The sequence below is a fragment of the Kocuria sp. LUK genome (genome assembly GCF_021012935.1).
In the GTDB taxonomy this organism is placed as follows: Bacteria; Actinomycetota; Actinomycetes; order Actinomycetales; family Micrococcaceae; genus Kocuria; species Kocuria flava.
In genome coordinates, this window is record NZ_JAJMZI010000003.1 from 327591 (window position 1) to 348031 (window position 20441).

At 75.9% G+C, this 20441-nt stretch carries 11 protein-coding genes; 8 read left to right on the top strand and 3 right to left on the bottom strand.

Going from position 1 to position 20441, the window contains the following annotated elements; translation table 11 throughout:
* The first annotated feature begins 252 nt into the window (after positions 1-252).
* From LQU92_RS07095 to LQU92_RS07115, 5 genes are all read left to right on the top strand, one after another.
* Positions 253-4320 (top strand): Pls/PosA family non-ribosomal peptide synthetase, encoded by a 4068-nt coding sequence (locus LQU92_RS07095; protein ID WP_230779361.1) that lies wholly within the window; start codon positions 253-255, stop codon positions 4318-4320.
* Positions 4310-5629 (top strand): heparan-alpha-glucosaminide N-acetyltransferase domain-containing protein, encoded by a 1320-nt coding sequence (locus tag LQU92_RS07100; RefSeq protein WP_230779364.1) that lies wholly within the window; start codon positions 4310-4312, stop codon positions 5627-5629. Before LQU92_RS07095 ends, LQU92_RS07100 begins: the two co-directional genes overlap by 11 nt.
* 543 nt (positions 5630-6172) lie before the next feature.
* Complete coding sequence (locus LQU92_RS07105; RefSeq protein ID WP_230779637.1) at positions 6173-7522, top strand: MFS transporter; 1350 nt, start codon at positions 6173-6175, stop codon at positions 7520-7522.
* A gap of 53 nt (positions 7523-7575) precedes the next feature.
* A complete protein-coding gene (locus LQU92_RS07110) occupies positions 7576-9801 on the top strand; it encodes a molybdopterin oxidoreductase family protein (RefSeq protein WP_308071598.1) in 2226 nt (741 codons plus the stop codon).
* 169 nt (positions 9802-9970) lie between these two features.
* Entirely contained in the window at positions 9971-11602 is a 1632-nt protein-coding gene (locus tag LQU92_RS07115) for an FAD-dependent oxidoreductase (RefSeq protein ID WP_230779367.1), read from the top strand.
* A 663-nt stretch (positions 11603-12265) separates the two neighbouring features.
* On the opposite strand, the gene LQU92_RS07120 is transcribed toward LQU92_RS07115, so the two are convergent.
* Positions 12266-13381, bottom strand: coding sequence for a uroporphyrinogen-III synthase (locus LQU92_RS07120; RefSeq protein ID WP_230779370.1), 1116 nt, complete (start codon positions 13379-13381; stop codon positions 12266-12268).
* 56 nt (positions 13382-13437) lie between these two features.
* Complete coding sequence (nirB, locus tag LQU92_RS07125) at positions 13438-16044, bottom strand: nitrite reductase large subunit NirB (protein WP_230779373.1); 2607 nt, start codon at positions 16042-16044, stop codon at positions 13438-13440.
* A 218-nt stretch (positions 16045-16262) separates the two neighbouring features.
* On the opposite strand from nirB, the gene nirD reads away from it, so the two are divergent.
* Positions 16263-16901 carry a nitrite reductase small subunit NirD gene (gene nirD / locus LQU92_RS15275; protein ID WP_308071599.1) on the top strand — a complete coding sequence of 213 codons (639 nt, stop codon included), beginning with the start codon at positions 16263-16265 and terminating at the stop codon, positions 16899-16901.
* Between the two features lie 9 nt (positions 16902-16910).
* Positions 16911-17918 carry a hypothetical protein gene (locus LQU92_RS07135; protein ID WP_230779376.1) on the top strand — a complete coding sequence of 336 codons (1008 nt, stop codon included), beginning with the start codon at positions 16911-16913 and terminating at the stop codon, positions 17916-17918.
* Positions 17919-18098: 180 nt separating this feature from the next.
* Here LQU92_RS07135 and LQU92_RS07140 read toward each other — a convergent pair whose 3' ends face one another.
* On the bottom strand, positions 18099-19646 hold the full coding sequence (locus tag LQU92_RS07140; RefSeq protein ID WP_230779379.1) for a sodium:alanine symporter family protein: 1548 nt from the start codon (positions 19644-19646) through the stop codon (positions 18099-18101).
* Between the two features lie 219 nt (positions 19647-19865).
* On the opposite strand from LQU92_RS07140, the gene LQU92_RS07145 reads away from it, so the two are divergent.
* On the top strand, positions 19866-20342 hold the full coding sequence (locus LQU92_RS07145) for a universal stress protein (RefSeq protein ID WP_230779382.1): 477 nt from the start codon (positions 19866-19868) through the stop codon (positions 20340-20342).
* Positions 20343-20441 lie beyond the last annotated feature (99 nt).

Below are 20441 nucleotides of genomic sequence, written 5' to 3' on the forward strand. Positions count from 1 at the left end.
AACTGCAACCGATCCGTCCGTACGGTACAGTTACGCAGCCGGCGGGGGCCGGCTCAGGGGGACGACCGGCGCCGGGGGTGCCGGTCCGGACGACCGTCCGACACGCACGCACCCGCCGCCGGCCACGATCCGGCGCGGGCCACGACGTCCCGCGGCCGGGAGCACCGGCCTGCTGAGCGCACCTCGACCTCCCGTCGGCCACGGCCGCGGCACAGACCTGCCGCGGCACGGACGTCGATGGGGGATTTTCAGATGACAGTGCGCCCGATCTCGCGCAGCGGCTCCACCGGGCACCCGGGTGGCTCCGCCGGCGCCGGGAGCCGGCTCGCCGGCGACGGGTGGTCGGAGGAGAACGGTGTCCTCGAGACCGCCCTGCGGACCCAGCCGCTGCCCACCGTCCGCGGCCGGGCCGTCTACCCGGCCGTCGCGCCGCCCGCGCCCCGCACGCTCGTGGACATCGTCCTCGACACCGTGACCCGGCACCCGGGCGCCGTCGCGATCGACGACGGCAGCACCGAGCTGACCTACGCCCAGCTGCTCGAGCGCGTCGAGGCCGAGGCCCAGCGCCTGTGGGACCTCGACGTCGGGCGCGGGGACCGCGTGGGCATCCGGGTGCCCTCCGGCACCGTGGACCTCTACGTCGCGATCCTCGGCACGATCTTCGCCGGCGCCGCCTACGTCCCGGTCGACTTCGACGACCCCGACGAGCGCGCCAACACGGTGTGGGAGGAGGCCGGGGTCGCCGTCGTCTACGGCGCGGGCCTGGCCCTCGAGCGCCGCCCCGGCGTGCGCACCGGCGCCGACAGCGACCAGCCGCGCACCACCGACGACGCCTGGATCATCTTCACCTCCGGCTCCACCGGCAAGCCCAAGGGCGTGGCCATCAGCCACCGCTCCGCCGCCGCCCTGGTCGACGCCGAGGCCGAGCTCTACCTGCCCAAGCGCCCCCTGGGCCCGCGCGACCGCGTGATGGCCGGGCTCTCCGTGGCCTTCGACGCCTCCTGCGAGGAGATGTGGCTGGCCTGGCGCTCCGGCGCCGCGCTCGTGCCCGCGCCCCGCTCCGTGGTGCGCTCCGGCACCGACCTCGGCCCCTGGCTCGTGGAGCGCGGGATCACCGCCGTGTCCACCGTGCCGACGCTGGCCTCCATGTGGCCGGCCGAGGCCCTCGAGCGGATCCGCCTGCTGATCTTCGGCGGCGAGGCCTGCCCCAACGACCTCGCCGCGCGCCTGGTCCACCCCGGCCGCGAGGTCTGGAACACCTACGGCCCCACCGAGGCCACCGTCATCGCCACCGGCGCGATCCTCACCGGCGAGCCGCCCGTGCGCATCGGGCTGCCCCTGCCCGGGTGGGAGCTCGCCGTCGTCGATCCCTCCGGCAACCCCGTGCGCTGGGGCGAGGAGGGCGAGCTGATCATCGGCGGCGTGGGCCTGGGCCGCTACCTCGACCCCGCCAAGGACGCCGAGAAGTTCGCGCCCATGGACACCCTCGGCTGGGAGCGGGCCTACCGCTCCGGCGACGTCGTGCGCGCCGACCCCGAGGGCATCGTCTTCGTGGGCCGCGCCGACGACCAGGTCAAGATCTCCGGGCGCCGCGTGGAGATGGGCGAGATCGATGAGCAGATGACCCGCCTGCCCGGCGTGGCCGCCGGTGCCGCCGCGGTGCACACCACCCCCGCCGGCAACCAGGTGCTCGTGGGCTACCTCGTGCCCCAGGAGCCCGGCTCGATCGACGTGCAGGAGGCCCGCCGGCTGCTCGCCGACCGGCTGCCCGGCCAGATGGTCCCCGCGCTCGCGCTGATGGACGAGCTGCCGATGAAGACCTCCGGCAAGGTCGACCGCAAGGCGCTGCCGTGGCCGCTGCCCGGCGGCTCCACCGCCGTGGAGGCCCCCGCGCTCGAGGGCGGGCTCGAGTGGCTCGCCGGCCTGTGGGCCGACCAGCTCGGCCCGCTGCCCATCGACCGCGACAGCGACTTCTTCGCCCTGGGCGGCACCTCCGTGGCCGTGGCCAAGCTCGTCTCCGAGCTGCGCCGCACCTACCCCGGGGCCGAGATCGCCCAGCTCTACCGCCACCCCACCCTCCAGGAGATGCACGAGTACCTGGAGACGCTGGAGCGCGCCGACGTCGTCGCCCGCGACGCCGCCGCCGTCTCGACGGTGCGGGACACCCCGCGCCGCGCGGGGCTCGTGCAGGTGCCGTTCCTCGTGGCCCTCTACGCCGTCTCCGGACTGCGCTACGTCGTGGGCTCGCTGCTCGTCGTGTGGGTCCTGTTCAACCTCTTCGGCGCCGGCTGGGTCCCCGACCTGCCGCTGCTGCCGCTGCTCGCCGGCTGGCTCGTGCTCTTCGCCCTGCCCGGCCGCATGGTCCTCACCGCGCTGTTCATCCGGCTGCTCACCTTCCGGCTGCGTCCCGGCGCGCACGCCCGCGGCTCCTGGACGCACCTGCGGGTCTGGATGGCCGAGCGCGTGCTGATCTTCAACAAGTTCGACCCGGTCATGGGCACCCCGCTGATGGCCGTGTTCTTCCGGATGCTCGGCAACCGCGTGGGCGACCACGCCCACCTCGACACCATGCCGCCGGTCAGCGGCCTGGCCGTCGTCGGCTCCGGCGCGGCCGTGGAGCACGAGGTCGACCTCTCCGGCTACTGGCTCGAGGGCGACGTCTTCCACCTGGGCACGGTGACCGTCGGCGAGAACGCCCGCGTGGGCGCCCGCACCCTGCTGGACCCCGGCGCGGTCGTCGGTCCCGGCGCCGAGGTCGAGCCCGGCTCCCACGTGGTGGGCACCGTCCCCGCCGGCCGGCTCGCCGCCGGCTCCCCGCTCGAGGACCTCGGCGAGGCCCGCGCCTCCTGGCCCGCCCAGCGCGCCGGCCACGACCGGCCCCTGCGCACCTGGGCCCTGTACTCGCTCGGGCTCGGCACGGTCGGGCTGCTGCCCGTCCTCGCGATCCTGCCCGGCGGCCTGCTCGCCTTCAGCCAGGTCCGCGACCTGCAGTTCTACGAGGCCGTCTTCCCCGTCCTGGCCCTGTGGGTGCCGGTGTTCGCGGTGCTGACCCTCCTCACCTACCTCGCGCTCGTCGTGGTGCTCGTGCGCCTGCTCGCCCGGATGATCACCCCCGGCCACCACCGCGCCGAGGGCCCCGTGGGCTGGGCCGTGTGGCTGACCGGCGTGCTGCTGCAGAAGTCGCTGGTGTCGACCTACCCCGTCTACGCCTCGATCGCGACCCCGCTGTTCCTGCGCCTGCTCGGCGCCCGCGTCGGCCGCCAGGTCGAGATCTCCACCGTGGAGACCCTCCCGCACCTGAGCACCTTCGCCTCCGGGTCCTTCATGGCCGACCACTCGATGGTCAGCGCCCCGCGCACCGGCTTCGGCTGGCTCCACGTCGGGCACTCCTCCGTGGGGGAGCGCTCCTTCGTGGGCAACTCCGCGGTGGTCGGCGCCGACCGCGACCTGCCCGCCGACTCCCTCGTGGCCGTGCTCTCCTCGGCCCCCGAGCACGCCGAGCCCGGCACCTCCTGGCTCGGCCGGACCCCGGAGCAGATCGCCCGGACCTCCGACGCCGCCGACGAGGGCACCACCTACCGGCCCCGCCGCCGGCTGGTCGTGGCCCGCACCCTCGTGGAGTCGCTGCGCATCGTGCCGTTCATGGTCACCGCGTGGATCGACCTCGCGATCGTCTACGCCCTGACCACGATCTACATGGGCTCCACCTCCCCGGCCGAGGGCCTCGTGGCGGTCCTGCTGTGGGCCACCCCCGTGGTGCTCGCCGCCGGCGTGGTCGCCGCGCTGGTCCCCGTGCTCGTCAAGTGGGCCCTCATGGGCCGCTTCACCCAGGGCGAGCGCCCGCTGTTCAGCTCCTTCGTGTGGCGCAACGAGCTCGCCGACGTGTTCGCCGAGTCCCTCGCCGTGCCCGGCCTGATCCGCCTGGCCGTCGGCTCGCCCGTGTTCAACGTCTGGGCCCGCATGATGGGCGCCCGGATCGAGCGCGGCGTGTGGTGCGAGACCTGGTGGCTGCCCGAGTTCGACCTCGTCCACCTCGGGCGCGGCGTGTCCGTCAACCGCGGCACCGTGCTCCAGACCCACCTGTTCCAGGACCGCATCATGCGCCTGCAGCCGGTGCGCATGGACGCCGGCTCCACCCTCGGGCCCAACAGCTTCGTGCTGCCCGGCTCCACGGTGGAGGAGGGCGCGACCGTCTACCCCGGCTCGCTGGTCATGGCGCAGGAGACCGTGCCCGCCGGCACCCGGTGGGGTGGCAACCCGATCCGCCCGATGAGCACCCACGCCGATCAGCCGGTGGAGGCCGGCGCCCGTGCGCACTGACCGCGCCGCCGGCCGGCGCGGGGGAGCGGGGCTCCTGGGCGTCCCGGCGCCCGAGGAGCCCCGCCGCCGGCGCCGGCTCGTGGGCGTCGACGCCGCCCGCGGGCTCGCCCTGCTGGGCATGGTCGCCGTGCACACCCTGCCCGTGTGGGACGCCGAGGCCGAGCGGGCCTCGCTGAGCTGGTCGCTGTTCGCCGGCCACTCCGCGGCCCTGTTCGCGGTGCTCGCCGGCGTCGGTCTCGCCTTCCTCTCCGGCGGGGCGGCACCGCACACCGGCACCCGCCTCACCGGCGACCGCGCCGGACTGGTCGGGCGGGCCGCGGTGCTCGCCCTCGTCGGCCTCCTCCTGGGCTTCGTGGCCCCGCCGGTGAACAACATCCTCGTCTACTACGGGGTGTTCTTCCTGCTGGCGATCCCGTTCCTGGGGCTGCGCATCCGGCACCTGCTGATCGCCGCGACCGCCTTCGCGGTCGTCTCGCCGTTCCTCATGCAGTGGTCGCTGGAGGTGCTGCCCTCCCACGTCTACGGCAACCCCACCCCGTGGGACCTCGCCACCGACCCCGTCACCGTGCTCGCCCAGCTGCTGCTGACCGGCACCTATCCCGCCCTGCCGTACATGAGCTTCCTGTGCGCCGGGCTGGCCCTGGGCCGGATGAACCTCGCCAACCGGCGTGTGCAGACCTGGCTCGTCGGGGCGGGGGCGGCCCTGGCCGTGCTCGCCCACGGGCTCTCGAGCCTGCTGCTGCTCGGCCTCGGCGGCTACGGGCGGATCTGGGCGGCGACCCCGTGGCTGTCCGAGGCGCAGATCGACGAGATCATCGTCTTCGGCCCCGACCCGTCGCTGCCCACCACCACGCTGTGGTGGCTGATCGTGCCGGGCCCGCACACCAACACGCCGTTCGCTCTGCTGGTCAGCCTCGGTGTGGCGGTCGCCGTCCTCGGCGGGTTCCTGCTGCTGGCCCGCGCAGCCGGCACGGTGCTCACGCCGCTGGCCGCCGCCGGGTCGATGACCCTCACCCTCTACACCGCCCACCTGCTCTTCCTCGCCACGGGGCTGCAGGACCTCGCGCCCGGTCTGGCGTTCTGGGGGCAGGTCGTGGTGCTGGGCCTGTTCGCCCTCGCCTGGCAGCACGCCCGGGGCCAGGGCCCGCTGGAGAAGGTGGTCGCCCGGGTCTCGAAGCAGGTGGCCCACCGGGTGACGGCGCGCCCGGACACGGCCGGTGCGGCCCGGGCCGGTGCGGCTCGGGCGGCCTCGGCCCGGCCCGGCTCGGCCGCGTCCCGCCGGGACGAGCCCCGGTTCCGCAACGACTGACGCGGCCGTGGAGTCCCCCGCCGGACACCACCTGCCGTCGAGTCCCCTCTGGGTCGTCATCTCCCCCGCTGCGCAACGGGGGAGATGACGACCCAGAGGGGACTCGACGTTTGTGCTGCTGGGTGGGTGGGGACTCGGCGCGGGCACAATGCGGTTGGTGTGGGGGGTCGGCGCGGGGCGCGCGGCGCGTGTGGGGACTCGGGCTCACCGGGGGGCGGGAGGGGCGTGAAGGGAAGTGCACCGAGCCGTTACCGCCGCCGCCCGGCGCGGAAACACGGGCTCCCTAGCGTGAGGAGCACGCCGCGGCCCCGGGCCCGGCGACCTGCACCCTCGCCCCAGGAGGCCCCCGTGAGCCCAGCACCATCGCCCGGCACCCCGCACCCCGGCACGGACACCGGCACGGACACCGCCCCGGCCGACAGCACCGGCACCGCGGCCGGCGCCCGCTCCGGCACCGCGGCCGGCGCCCGCTCCGCCACCGCCGTCGATCCCGGCACGCTCGAGCCCCGGGGAACCGGGGCGAACCGGACGACCGCCCGGACCCTGCCGCCGCTGGCGCTGCGCGAGCGGCCCGGCCGGTGGCTGGACGGCTACCGCCCGGAGGACCCGGCGTTCTGGGAGTCCGCGGGCCGGCCGATCGCCCGGACGAACCTGCGCTGGTCGATCCTCGCGGAGTTCCTGGGCTTCGCGGTCTGGCAGCTGTGGGCGATCACGGTCGTGTTCCTGCCGGACGCCGGCTTCACCCTGACCGACGCGCAGATCTTCTGGCTGCTCTCGCTGCCGTCCCTGGTGGGCGCCACGCTGCGGGTGCCCTACACCTTCACGGTGGGCCGCTTCGGCGGGCGCAACTGGACGGTCGTCTCGGCGCTGCTGCTGCTGGTCCCCACCGTGGGCCTGGCGCTCGCGGTGTCCGACCCGGCGACCCCGTTCTGGGTGCTGCTCGCGCTCGCGGGGACGGCGGGCTTCGGCGGCGGCAACTTCGCGTCCTCGATGGCCAACATCACCTACTTCTACCCGGCGCGGGAGAAGGGCTATGCGCTGGGGCTCAACGCGGCCGGCGGCAACCTCGGCACGGCCGTGGCGCAGCTGGTCGTGCCGCTGGCGGTCACGGTCGGCGCGGCCGGGGCGCTGGCCCTGCCGCTGGCGGGCTGGATCTGGGTGCCGCTGATCCTGCTGGCCGCATGGGGCGCGCGCACGCACATGCACAACCTCTCGGACGCCACGGGGGACGTGGCCGGGTCGCTGGCCACGGTGAAGGAGCCGCACTTCTGGGTGATGTCCTTCCTCTACATCGGCACGTTCGGCTCCTTCATCGGCTTCTCCTCCGTGTTCCCGAAGCTGATCACGGACGTCTTCCCGGAGTTCTCGACGTTCACGGTCGGCACCGCGGCGCTCTCGCTCGCGTTCCTGGGCCCGCTCGTGGGCTCGGTGGCCCGGCCGTGGGGCGGGCGCCTGGCCGACCGCTTCGGCGGGGCCGCGATGACGACGGCGGTGTTCGCGGTCATGGCCCTGCTGGCCCTGGCCGTGGTGCTGACCCTGCCGCTGGCGAGCTTCTGGCTGTTCCTGGGCCTGTTCCTGCTGCTGTTCACCGCCGCGGGCATGGGCAACGGCACCACCTACCGGATGATCCCGACGATCTACCGGGTCCGCGGCGCCGGGGGAGCCGGCGGGGTCACGGCCGAGCGCAAGGCCTCGGCGGCGCTCGGGCTGATCGGGGCGGTCGGCGCCTACGGCGGCTTCGCGATCCCGCAGGTGCTCAGCCTCTCCAGCGGGGCGACCGGCGGCTACGGGGCGGCGTTCCTGGGCTTCGTCGGCTTCTACGTGCTGGCGCTGGCGGTGACCTGGGCCTGCTACCTGCGCCCGGGCTCCGCGATGGCCGCCCACCGGGTCTGAGCCCTCACGCACCGACGCGACCGACGACGACGCCCCGGCGAAGGAGACCCCTCGTGCCCACCGCGACCCACTGTCCCTACTGCGCCCTGCAGTGCGCGATGACGCTGGACCCGGCCGGTCCCGGAACCCCCGGGGTCGCCGGCCGCGACTTCCCGACCAACCGCGGCGGGCTGTGCCGGAAGGGCTGGACCTCCGCCGAGCTGCTGGGCCACCCGGAGCGGCTCACCGCCCCGCTGCTGCGCGGCCCGGACGGGGAGCTCGCGGAGGTCCCGTGGGCAACGGCCCTGGACCGGATGGCCCACGAGTTCCGGGCGGCGCGGGCGGCCCACGGCCCCGACGCCGTCGGGGTCTTCGGCGGCGGGTCGCTGACCAACGAGAAGGCCTACCAGCTGGGCAAGTTCGCCCGGGTCGCGCTGGGCACCTCCCGGATCGACTACAACGGCCGGTTCTGCATGTCCTCGGCGGCCGCCGCGGCCAACCGCTCCCTGGGCCTGGACCGGGGGCTGCCGTTCCCGGTCACCGACCTCGACGACGCCCGGACCGTGCTGCTGCTCGGGGCGAACCCGGCCGAGACGATGCCGCCGTTCGTGCGCCACCTGGAGCGGGCGCGGGCGGAGGGCGGGCTCGTCGTCGTCGACCCCCGCCGCACGGCGACCGCGCGGCTGACGGAGGAGGGCGGGGGCGTGCACCTGCAGCCGGTGCCCGGCACGGACCTCGTGCTGCTGCTGGGCCTGGCCCACGTGGTCGTCCACGACGGGCTGGCCGACCGCGGCTACCTGGCCCGCCGCACCCGCGGCCTCGAGGCGCTGCTGCCCGGGCTCGCCGCGTGGTGGCCCGAGCGGGTCGAGCAGGTCACCGGGGTGCCGGCGGAGCGGCTGCGCCGGGCCGCGCACCTGCTGGCCCGGCGCCGGGAGGGCACCTACGTGCTCACCGGCCGCGGGGTCGAGCAGCACGTCGACGGCACGGACACCGCGACGGCGGCGATCAACCTCGCCCTGCTGCTGGGCCTGCCCGGCCGCACCGGCTCCGGATGGGGGACGCTCACCGGGCAGGGCAACGGCCAGGGCGGGCGCGAGCACGGGCAGAAGGCCGACCAGCTGCCCGGCTACCGCTCGATCACCGACCCGGCCGCCCGCGCCCACGTCGCCGCGGTCTGGGGCGTGGCCCCGGAGGACCTGCCCGGACCCGGGGTGCCGGCCGTCGAGCTGCTGCGCGGGCTGGGCACCGAGGGCGGGGTGCGGTGCCTGTGGGTCAACGGCTCCAACCCGGTCGTCGGCGCCCCGGACGCCGGGGCCGTCGAGCGGGGGCTGCGGGCCCTCGACTTCCTCGTGGTCGCCGACTTCTTCCGCTCCGAGACCGCCGAGCACGCCGACCTCGTGCTGCCCGTGCTGCAGTGGGCCGAGGAGGAGGGCACCGTGACCAACCTCGAGGGCCGGGTGCTGCGCCGGCGCCGGGCCGTGGACCCGCCGCCGGGGGCCCGCGACGAGCTGTGGATCATGGCCGAGCTCGCCCGCCGGCTCGGCGCCCCCGGCACCTTCAGCCCCGATCCGGCGGCGGTGCGCGACGAGCTGCGCCGGGCCTCCGCCGGCGGGCGCGCCGACTACTCCGGGATCACCGACGAGCTGCTGGACTCCGGGGCGCCCTGCTACTGGCCGCACCCCGCCGGCGGCACCGGCACCCCGCGGGTCCTCCTCGACCGCTTCGGCCACGACGACGGGCGCGCCGTGCTCGTGCCCGTCCGCCCCCGCGCCGCCGGCCGTGCCGCGGACCCCGGCCCGCCCGCCCACCGGCGCCCGGCCCTCCACCGGCCGGGCACGCTGACCCTGACCACCGGCCGGTGGCTCGAGCACTACCAGTCCGGCACCCAGACCCGTCGCACGGCCTCGCTGCGGTCGGACCGCCCCGAGGCCCGCCTGCAGATCCACCCCGCCACCGCCGCCGGGCTCGGCATCGACGACGGCGCCCCGGTCGAGCTGACCGCCCCCGCCGGCACCGCCGTGGCCCGGGCGCAGCTGAGCACCGACGTCCGGCCAGACACCGTCTTCCTGCCCTTCCACTTCGCCGGGGGCCAGTGCGCCAACCGGCTCACCGGGGCCGCCGCCGTGGACCCCTCCTCGGCGATGCCCGAGTTCAAGGCCACCGCCGTGACCCTGCGCCCGCTCGCCCCCGACGACGACGCCGCCCGCCCCGCCGGCTCTCCCCGCCGCGGGCCCGCCGGCGCCGTCCCCGGTGAGCCGGTTCCCGCTCCCGTCCCCGACGCTCAGGAGGCCCGCCGATGACTGCCCCGACCCGTCACGGCACGCCGCCCCGCCCCCGTGCGCGGTCCACCGTGCCGGCTCCGCCCCCGCAGGGACCGCCCATGGTCCCCGCGCACCCCTCGCCCGTCGCGGCGGCCACGGGTCCGGTCGCCGGCGTCGCCCTCGTCCCCGACGCCCAGGAGGCCCGCCGATGATCCCCGTGCACCCCCCGACGGCCGCGGCGGCCCGCCCCCGCCGGGGAGCACGCTCGGCGGCGGCACCGCTGCGGGCGGGAGAGCACGTCGTCGTCGTCGGCTACGGGCCGGTGGCCGCGCGCTTCGTCGAGGACGCCGCCGGCCTCGTGGCCGAGGGCGCGCTGCGGCTCACCGTGGTCGGGGCCGAGGCCGAGCCCGCCTACAACCGGGTGCTCGTCGGCGAGCACGCCGTGGGCCGCACCGCGCGGGACGCGATGGCGCTCTCGGACCCGTCCGCCCTGGCGGCGGCGGGCGTGGAGGTGCTGCTGGGGACGACCGTGGTGCGCCTCGACCGCGCCCGACGCGTGCTGAGCCTGCGCGACGGAGCGGGCGCGGAGCGCGAGCTCGCCTGGGACCGGCTCGTGCTGGCGACCGGGGCCCGCCCCAACCTGCCCGTGCTGCGCGGGCTCAACCCGGACCCGGCCGCCTACGCCCACCTGCCCGCCGGCGTCACGGCGCTGCGCGACCTCGCCGACGCCGCTGCGGTGCGCGCCGTCGTGGCCCGCCGCGGGCGCGTGGTCGTGCTCGGCGGCGGGGTGCTCGGCCTCGAGGCGGCGCTCGCCGCGGCCGAGGCCGGCTGCCCCGTGCACGTGGTCCACCACGGGCCCTGGCCGATGACCCGCTCGCTCGACGCCGCCGGCGGCGCCCTGCTCGAGCGCGCCCTGGCCGGAGCGGGCGTCGAGGTCGTCTCCTCCGCCCAGGCCCGCGAGGTCCTGCTCGACGACGCCGGGGCCTTCACCGGCCTCTCCCTCGAGGACGGCCGGACCCTGCCGGGGGAGCTGCTGCTGCTGTCGGTCGGCGTGCGCGCCCGCACCGAGCTCGCCGAGGGCGCCGGGCTGCGCACCGCCCGCGGGGTGCTCGTCGACCACGAGCTGCAGGCCGACGTCGAGCAGCGGGTCTTCGCCCTCGGCGACTGCGCCGAGGTGCTGTGCCGCGACCCCTCCTGCACGGTGTGCCCCGACCGCGCCGGCGCCGGTCCCTCCGGGCTGATCGGTCCCGGCTGGCGGCAGGCGGAGTGGCTCGCCGCACGCTTCCGGGCCGAGCTGCAGGCCGTCACCGGGGGCGGCACCGCCGTGGTCGAGCCGCTCGTGCAGGGCCCGGAGCCGGCGGTGCGGCTGAAGGCCCGCGCCGTCGAGCTGGCCTGCGCCGGGACGGTGGCCGGCGAGCCCTGGCGGGCCCGCCCGGACGGCGGGTCGGTCGTGCAGTGGGCCGACGGCGGGGCCGGCAGCTACCTCAAGCTCGTGCTGCGCGTCGACCGGACCCTCGCCGGCTACGTCGCGCTCGGGCTGCCCCGCGCCGCCGCCGAGGCCGGGCTGCTGCACGAGCGCGGCACCCCCGTGCCCGCCGACCCGGGGGTGCTGCTGCGCCTCGACGGCGTCGACGCCCCGGCCCCCGCCGCGCCCGGCCCCGAGGCCACGGTGTGCTCGTGCGCCGGGGTCAGCGCCGCCTGCATCGTCCGGGCGGTCGAGGACGGCGCCGACTCCCTCGACGCCGTCCGCCGCACCACGCGCGCCTCGACCGGCTGCGGCGGCTGCACCGACAGGGTCCGCCGCCTGGTGGAGGAGCACGCGGCGCGCGTGCCGGCCTGACCCCGTCTGCCGGGTCCGGGCCCGCCGCGGCGCCCGGACCCGCACGCCCTGCGCACCGGCTCTCCGTCCGATCGCTCACCAACTCGCAGCGAGTCCCCAACCCCTCGCCGAGTCCCCAGCTCTTCGCCAAGTCCCCAACCCCTCGCCGAGTCCCCAGCTCTTCGCCAAGTCCCCAGCCCCTCGCCGAGTCCCCTCGGGGCCGTCGTTTCCCCCGTCGGGCAACGGGGGAGTCGCCGCTTCCGAGGGGACTCGGCGGCGGGGGTGCTGCTGGATGGGGGAGTCGACGGGCACTGGGGTGTGGGCGCCCGGTCCGCCGCACGTGCGACACGGACGGCTCGTAGCCACGGACTCACTCCGCCCCCGTTCGCCGCGAGTCCCCAACCCCTCGTCGAGTCCCCAACTCTTCGTCGAGTCCCCTCGGGGCCGTTGTCTCCCCTGTCGGGCAACGGGGGAGTCGCCGCTTCCGAGGGGACTCGCCGGGGGAGGTGCTGCGGAGTGGGGGAGTCGGCGCGCAGGGGTGTTGCGGGGTGGGGGAGTCGGCGCGCAGGGGTGTTGCGGGGTGGGGGAGTCGGCGCGCAGGGGTGTTGCGGGGTGGGGGACTCGGCGGCGGAGGTGTTGCGGGGTGAGGGAGTCGGCGCGGGAGTGGGGACTCGGCGGGGCCGGTCAGACCGCCAGGCGGTAGCCCCGCTTGATGACCGTCTCCACCAGGGGGACCGGCAGGGCCCGGCGCAGCCGCGAGACGGTCATCTCCAGCGCGTGGCCGCTCTCGGCGCCGGCCAGCAGCGTGCTGCGGGGGACCACGGTGCCGGGGGCGCAGGCCAGGGCGCGCAGCACGGCGACCTGGCCGTCGGGCAGGGCGAGGAACCGCCCGTCCAGCACCGCGCCGGTGCCGCGCACCTCGAGCGGGCCGTAGCGGGTGGGGGCCCGCAGCGTGCGCTCCTCGGCCACGTGGGTGCAGACCGAGCGGACGAGGGCGCCGAGCCGGTAGCGCTCCGGGACGACCGGCTCGACCCCGGCCTCGCGCAGCGGCCCGGCGCACACCGGGCCGACCGCCGCGGCGGCGACCCCGCTGCGCAGCGCGTCGACGAGCTCCTCGAGCCGGCCCAGCTCCTGCGCGGTGCTGAGCAGGGCGTCGACGGCCGGTGCCGCCGTGAACGTCAGCACGTCGAGCCGCCGCGCGCAGACCTCGCGGATCAGGGCCGGCAGGCGCTCGCCGTCGTCGGCGCTCAGCCACCGGTAGGGGGCCACCGTGTCCACGCGGGCGCCGGCGGCCACGAGCCGCTCCAGCTGCAGCGCGTCGGTGAGCCCGTGCAGCTGCACGGCGACCCGCCGCCCGGCCACGCCCTCGGCGAGCAGCCGGTCCACCACGGAGGAGGTCCGCTCGTCCTCGGCGACCTCGGCGTCGTCGAGCTCGAGGGAGAGCACCTGCCCGCGGGCCTTGGCGCCGCGGGCGAGCACGCGGGCCCGGCGGAACGCCTCGCGCAGGTCCTCGCCGAGCCCGGCGGCGTCGGCGGCCTCGAACCAGCGGCGCAGCCCGTAGGCGGTGGTCACCACGACCACCTCGGGGCGGTGGGCGAGCAGCGCCCGGGTGTCCTCGACCACGCGGGTGTCCTCCGCGACGGGCGAGATCCGCAGCGCGGGGGCGTGCAGCACCTGGGCGCCGCGGCGCTCGAGGGCGGCGATGAAGTCGGCGGCGCGGCGGTGGGCGGTGACGCCCACGCGGAAGCCGGTCAGCTCGCCGGGCTCGTGGGGGGCGCCGGGGCTCTGGGGGGAGGACATGCTCCGAGCGTAGGAACGGCCTGTGTCGGCAGTGTTTCCCTGCCGTGTCCGGCGGCTCACACCTCGGCGGGGCGGCGGGCGCCCTCCCGCACCGGCAGCACCGGCCCGGCCACGAGCACCGCGGGGCGCTCGCGCTCGGCGGCGGTGGCGGGGCGGCGCTGGCCGCGCTCGAGCACGTAGGCCTGGGAGTCGTCGGGGGCGGCGTCGTTGACGAAGGAGCGGAACCGGCGCAGCCGCTCGGGGTCCTTCAGCGTCGCGGCCCACTCGTCCTCGTAGCGCTCGACGTGGCGGGTCATCGCCTCCTCGAGCTCCGCGCCGATCCCCAGGGAGTCCTCGACGACGACGGCGCGCACGTGCTCGATGCCGCCGTCCAGCTCCTCCTGCCACCGGGCGGTGCGCTGGAGGCGGTCCGCGGTGCGGATGTAGTACATCAGGTAGCGGTCGACGTACCGGACCAGGGTCTCGTCGTCGAGGCCCTGGGCGAGCAGCTGGGCGTGGGCGGGGGTGGCCCCGCCGTTGCCGCCGGTGTAGAGGTTCCAGCCGTCGGTGGTGGAGATGATCCCGACGTCCTTGCCGCGGGCCTCGGCGCACTCGCGGGCGCACCCGGAGACGCCCATCTTGAACTTGTGCGGCGAGCGCAGCCCCCGGTAGCGCAGCTCCAGCCGCACGGCCATCCCGGTGGACTCCTGCACCCCGTACCGGCACCAGGTGGAGCCCACGCAGGACTTCACGTTGCGCAGCGCCTTGCCGTAGGCCTGACCGGACTCGAAGCCGGCGTCGACGAGCTCGCGCCAGATCTCGGGCAGCTGCTCGAGACGGGCGCCGAACAGGTCCACGCGCAGGGCGCCGGTGATCTTGGTGTAGAGCCCGTACCTCCGCGCGACCTCGCCCAGGACGATGAGCTTCTCCGGGGTGATCTCCCCGGCCGGCACACGGGGGACCACGGAGTAGGTGCCGTCCTTCTGCATGTTCGCCAGCGCCCGGTCGTTGGTGTCCTGCAGGGCCCCGCGCCCGGCGTCGAGCACGTACTCGTCGCGCTGGGAGGCCAGGACGGAGGCGACCACGGGCTTGCAGACGTCGCAGCCCAGGCCCGTGCCGAAGCGGGCGAGGACCTCGTCCCAGGAGCCGAGGTCGAGGGCGCGCACGGCCTCGAAGAGCTCGGGCCGGGAGAGCTCGAAGTGCTCGCACAGGGCGGTGGAGACCTCAACCCCGGCCCTGGCGAGCTCCAGGTCCAGGGCCTTCTTGAGCATCGGCACACAGGAACCGCACTGGGTGCCGGCGCGGGAGCAGGCCTTGAGCTCGCCGAGCTCGTGCACCCCGCAGGCGATCTGCTCGCGCACCGCCCCGGTCGTGACGTTGTTGCAGGAGCACAGGACGGCGTCGTCGGGGAGGTCGCCGGCCGGGGCCTCGACGCCGGAGGCGGAGAGGTAGGCGCCGGGCTCGCCGGGCAGCTCCCGGCCCAGCAGCGGGCGCAGCGCGTTGTACGGCTCGGCGTCCCCGACGAACACCCCGCCGAGCAGGGTCTTCGCGTCCCGGGTCACCACGACCTTCTGGTACATCCCCCGGGCCGGGTCCGCGTAGACGACCTCGAGGCAGTCCTCGGTCTGCCCGTAGGCGTCGCCGAAGGAGGCGACGTCCACCCCGGCGAGCTTGAGCTTTGTGGCGGTGTCGAAGCCGCCGATCTCGGCGCGCCCGCCGGCGAGGCGGTCGGCCACGATCTCGGCCATGGCGTTGGCCGGGGCCACGAGGCCCAGGCACTCCCCGTTCCAGGAGGCGACCTCGCCGATCGCCCAGACGTGCTCCGCGGAGGTCCGGCACGCCTCGTCGATCACCACGCCGCCGCGCGGGGCGGTCTCGATCCCGGCGTTGTAGGCCAGCCGGTCCCGGGCCCGGATGCCGGTGGCCACGATCACCAGGTCCGCCTCGAGGTCGGGGCCGTCGCGGAACTCGACGGCGCACACCTCGCCGTCGGACCGGCGCAGCCCGATCCCGGCGGGCCGCTGGCCCAGGCGCAGGTCCACCCCGCGCGCGGAGATCAGCGCGTTGAGGGCCCGACCGGCGCCCTCGTCGAGCTGGGCGTTCATCAGCCAGCGGCGGGAGTGCACCACGGTGGCCGCGGCACCGAGCTCCTGCAGCCCGCCGGCGGCCTCGAGACCGAGCAGCCCGCCGCCGATCACGGCCCCGCGCGGGGTCCGCCCGTGCAGGGCGCGCAGCCGCCCGACCTCGGCGCGGATCGCCGCGACGTCGTCGAGGGTGCGGAGGACGAACGCGTGCTGGGCGCCGGGGACGTCGAGGCGGGCGGCGGCGGAACCGGTCGCGAGCACGAGCTCGTCGTAGCCCAGCACCTCGCCGGCGGCGGTCGTGACCGTGCGGGCGGCCGGGTCCAGGGCCTCGGCGCGGGTGCCCAGGCGCAGGTCCACGCGCGGGTCCGCCCACACGGTGCCCCCGCCGAGGGTGAGGTCCACGGACCCCGCGGGCCCGGTCAGCGCCGCCGAGAGCTGCACGCGGTCGTAGGGCACCCACGGCTCGTCGGCGAGCACGGTCAGGCGCACGTGGTGGTCCTCGGCGGCCAGGGCCGCTTCCGCGAAGCGGTGGGCGGCGGGGCCACCGCCCACGACGACGACGTGCTGCGGGCTGCGGGCGGAGAAGGGGGAGCGGCTCACGGGGACCTCCGGGACGGGCGGGCTGGGTGCTCCCCCCGACCGTAGGAGCCCGGGATTGCCCCGCCGTTGCCCGGTGGTTCCGGCGGTTTTGCGGTCCGCTCACGGCCGGGGACGGCGGCCGTGAGCGGACCGGAACGCGGGAGCAACGGGCGCGGCGCACGGGCGAAACCCGCCGCGCCTAGCGTCGGGTCCGACGCCCCGACCCGCAGGAGGATCCCGTGACGCTGACCCACCCCGGCCCCGCCACCGCGCCCGGACACGCCACCGCGCCCGGACACGCCACCGCACCCGGACCCGCCACCGCGCACGGCCGCGGGACCACGACCGGACCCGCCACCGCGCACGGCCGCGGGACCACGACCGGACCCGCCACCGCGCCCGGCCGCGGGACCACGACCGGACCCGCCACCGCGCACGGCCGCGGGACCACGACCGGACCCGCCACCGCGCCCGGCCGCGGGACCACGACCGGACCCGCGTCCGGTCCCGCGCGTCCGCCCGCGGCCGAGCGCTCCTGGTACGACGTGTGCGCCCTCGCGGACCTCGAGCCCCTGTGGGGGGAGGCCGCCCGGGTGGGCGGCCGCCAGGTTGCGCTGTGGCGGCTCGACGCCACGACCGTGCTCGCCGCCGACCACCGCGACCCCCGCACGGGGGTGTGCGTGCTCGCCCGCGGCATCCTCGGCTCCCGCGGCGGGGCCGTGACCGTGGCCTCCCCGCTGCACAAGGAGGTCTACGACCTGGCCGACGGCCGGTGCCTGAGCGGCCCGGGCCCGGTGCTGCCGGTGCACCCGGTGCGCGTGGCCGACGGGCGCGTCCTGGTCGGCCTGCCGCCCGGGAACGGGGCCGCCGCTCACTAGGATGGGCGCGTGAGAGCCGACACCCCTCCCGCGCAGCGCCCGCCGCGCTCCCGCCCCGGCCGGCGCCTGCGCGCGGCCCCCCGCCGTCTGGCGGCCACCGCCCTCGGGCTCGTGCTGCTCCTGCTCGTCCTGACCGCCGTGGCCCTGCTCGTGGGCCGTCCCGGCGGGACGCCCGGGGCGGACGACGACGGGGCCGCCGAGACCGTCGCGTGCGGGACCTGGGGCCTGGAGGGGGTCGAGGCGCCGGTGCGCGGCCCGGACGCCCCGCACAGCGGCGGGCTGTTCGGGGTCGACCTGTTCGGCCCCGGCGAGCAGTGGCGCGACCGCTTCGGGCTGGAGTTCGAGCACGAGGGGATCGCCAGCGGCTACCACGTGCTCGCCGACGGCGTGGACCCGGAGCGGCCGGTCGGGGTGGTCTACCACTTCCACGGCGACGGCGGCTTCGAGTACGACCACCCCGAGTACGCCGTCTCCTGCATGGCCGAGGTCGCCCGCGAGCGCAACATGCTGCTCGTGGTCCTGCAGACCCCCGACCACGACGACCCCGAGGTCACGTGGTGGGAGGAGCGCGGGCGCAACGGCGAGTGGTTCCGCGCCCTGGTCGAGCAGCGCCTGCGCGCCGACTACCCCCTCGACCCGGAGCGGACGTGGTTCACCGGCTACTCCGGCGGGGCCCAGTTCATCAGCCAGGAGCTGCTGGCCGACCACGCCGACCTGCTCCCCGGCGGCGGGGCCGTGATGATGGGCGGCGGACAGCGCCCGAACTCCGATCCCGCCACGGAGCCCACGGCGGCGCAGCTCGAGGACCTGCGGCTGCACTGGGACGTGGGCCGTCTCGACGACGGCTCCGACCCGGCCGCGACGTTCGACGCCCTGTCGGCGGCGCGCGACGGCTACCGCTGGTACACCCGCTGGATCGGCTTCGAGGACACCAGCCTGGAGGTGCGCCGCGGCATCGACCACTTCGGCCTGCCCTACGCCGGGATCCTCGAGGACGTCCTCGACGGCGAGCTCTAGCCCCGGACCCGGACGCGGGAAGGCCCCGGCGACTCGGCGTCGCCGGGGCCTTGCCGCAGGGTTGCCGGTGGCGGATGGCCTGTGGCCGGACGACCGGAGACGGCAGTGCCGGGATCGGGCCCGCTGGCCGGCGGGCAGGGGACCGGGCCGGCGGGGCGGAGACCGCCGGCCCGGATCCGGTCAGGACGGCCGGCCGGCGGCGGCTTCCTCGGGCTCGACGCCGAGGCGGTAGAGCTTCCCGCTGCGGCGGTCGGCGAGGTACTCCTTCATCTCCCGCTTGATCACGGGCAGCAGCAGGTAGACGCCGAGCAGGTTGACGAAGGCGCAGACGAACAGTGCCGCGTCCGAGAACGCGATGACCTCGCTGAAGGTCAGCACGCAGCCGGCGACGGTGAAGAAGAGGTAGACGATCCGGAAGACCATCCCGCTGGTGCGGGAGCGGCCGAAGAGGTACTCCCAGGCCTTGAGCCCGTAGTAGAACCAGGTGACCAGGGTCGAGAACGCGAACAGGACCACGGCGATCGCGAGGATCACCGGGAACCACGGGATGACGGTGGCGAAGGCGTCGGAGGTGAGGATGACGCCGTCGGGGGTGCCCTCCCCGGCCTGGACCTGGGCCATGCCCGCCCCGAAGCTGGGGGCGCCGGCGATGATGATGGTCAGGGCGGTCATCGTGCAGATGACCACGGTGTCCACGAACGGCTCGAACAGCGCCACGAAGCCCTCGCTGACGGGCCGGCGGGTCTTCACCGCGGAGTGGGCGATGGGGGCCGAGCCGAGGCCGGCCTCGTTGGAGAACGCCGCGCGCTGGAACCCGACGATCATCACGCCGATGACGCCGCCGGCCACGCCCTCGGGCGAGAAGGCGCCGTCCACGATCGAGGCGAACGCCGCCGGGACGTGGTCGAGGTTGACGAGGATGACCACGAGGCAGGCGGTGACGTAGACGACGCCCATGGCCGGCACGAGCCGGCTGGTCGTCGCCCCGATCGAGCGGATCCCGCCGATGATCACCGCGCCCACGAGGGCCGCGAGGACCAGGCCGAACACGAAGGCCGCCGTGGCGCTGCCCAGGAAACCGTCCGCTCCGCCGGTGACGTTCTGCACCTGGGCGAAGGTCTGGTTGGCCTGGAACATGTTGCCGCCGGCGGAGCCGAAGAACAGGATGGCCACCGCGAAGATGCCCGTGAGGATCTTGGCGGGCCACCGGCCGAAGCGGCCGAAGGCGATGGGAAGGTACTTGAAGGGCCCGCCGCTGACCGTGCCGTCCTCGTGGACGTCGCGGTACTTCACGCCGAGGGTGCACTCGGCGAACTTCGTGGCCATGCCGAGCAGCCCGGCGCAGATCATCCAGAACGTGGCCCCAGGCCCGCCGAGGGCCATGGCGGCGCCGACGCCGGCGATGTTGCCCAGCCCCACGGTGCCCGACAGGGCGGAGGTGAGCGCCTGGAAGTGGGGGACCTCGCCGGGGTCGTCCTTGGCGGAGAAGCGACCGCGGACCACTTCGTAGCCGACCTTCAGCCCGCGGAACTGGATGAAGCCGAAGTAGACGGTGAAGACGACGCCGGCGGCGATCAGCCAGGCCACGACGGCGGGGAAGCTCAGGTCGCCGATGGTGATCGGGAAGAAGACGATGCTGGAGAAGACCTCGGTGACGGGGGCGAAGGCCGAGTTGACGGCCTCGTCCACCGCGGCGAGCCAGCCCACCTCCTCGGTGACGGTGGTCATGGGGAGTGTGTGCGCGATCTGCATTCCCCAACTACAGCGGGGAAATGTGACGCACGCAACACCGGAGGAGGTTTTGCCCCCACAATTTCCGGACGGGAACGCCCGGGTGTGCCCACGGGTGGAGCCGTGGCGCCCGAAGGGGGGCCTGGCCGCCCGCCGCCCCGGCTGTGATACTGATCGCACACGACCGGCAGGAAACGAGCGCGGGAGGTCCGGACCATGGCGAACGAGGCAGCGGCGAGCATCGTGGTGGGGGTCGACGGGTCCGAGGGCTCCGTCGAGGCCCTGCGCTGGGCGGCGCGGATGGCACCCGTCCTGGGTGCGCGGATCCGGGCGGTCGGGGCGTGGGAGTACCCGCCCGAGTACGCGGGCTACGTGCCGATCGGCAGCGACAACTTCGACGAGATCACCCGCAAGCGGGCCGAGGCGGCGGTGCGGGAGGCGTTCGGCGACGACCTCCCGGAGGGGCTCACGACCTCCGTCGTCTTCGGCCACCCGTCCCGGGTCCTCGTGGAGGAGAGCGAGGACGCGGCCATGCTCGTGGTGGGCCGGCGCGGCCACGGCGGCTTCCGCGGACTCCTGCTCGGCTCCGTGAGCGCCGCCTGTGTGTCGCACGCGCACTGCCCCGTGCTCGTGATCCACGAGGACGGCGGGACCCGCTCCGAAGGGGGCGAGAAGGCCCGGAAGCGGCGCTGACCTGGGATTTCACCCACCATTCAGATGCATGAGATTGATCACGGAATCGTGATCTTTTCGTGACCTGTTACGGCTGTCCCCTGTAGTGTGGTTGCCGCC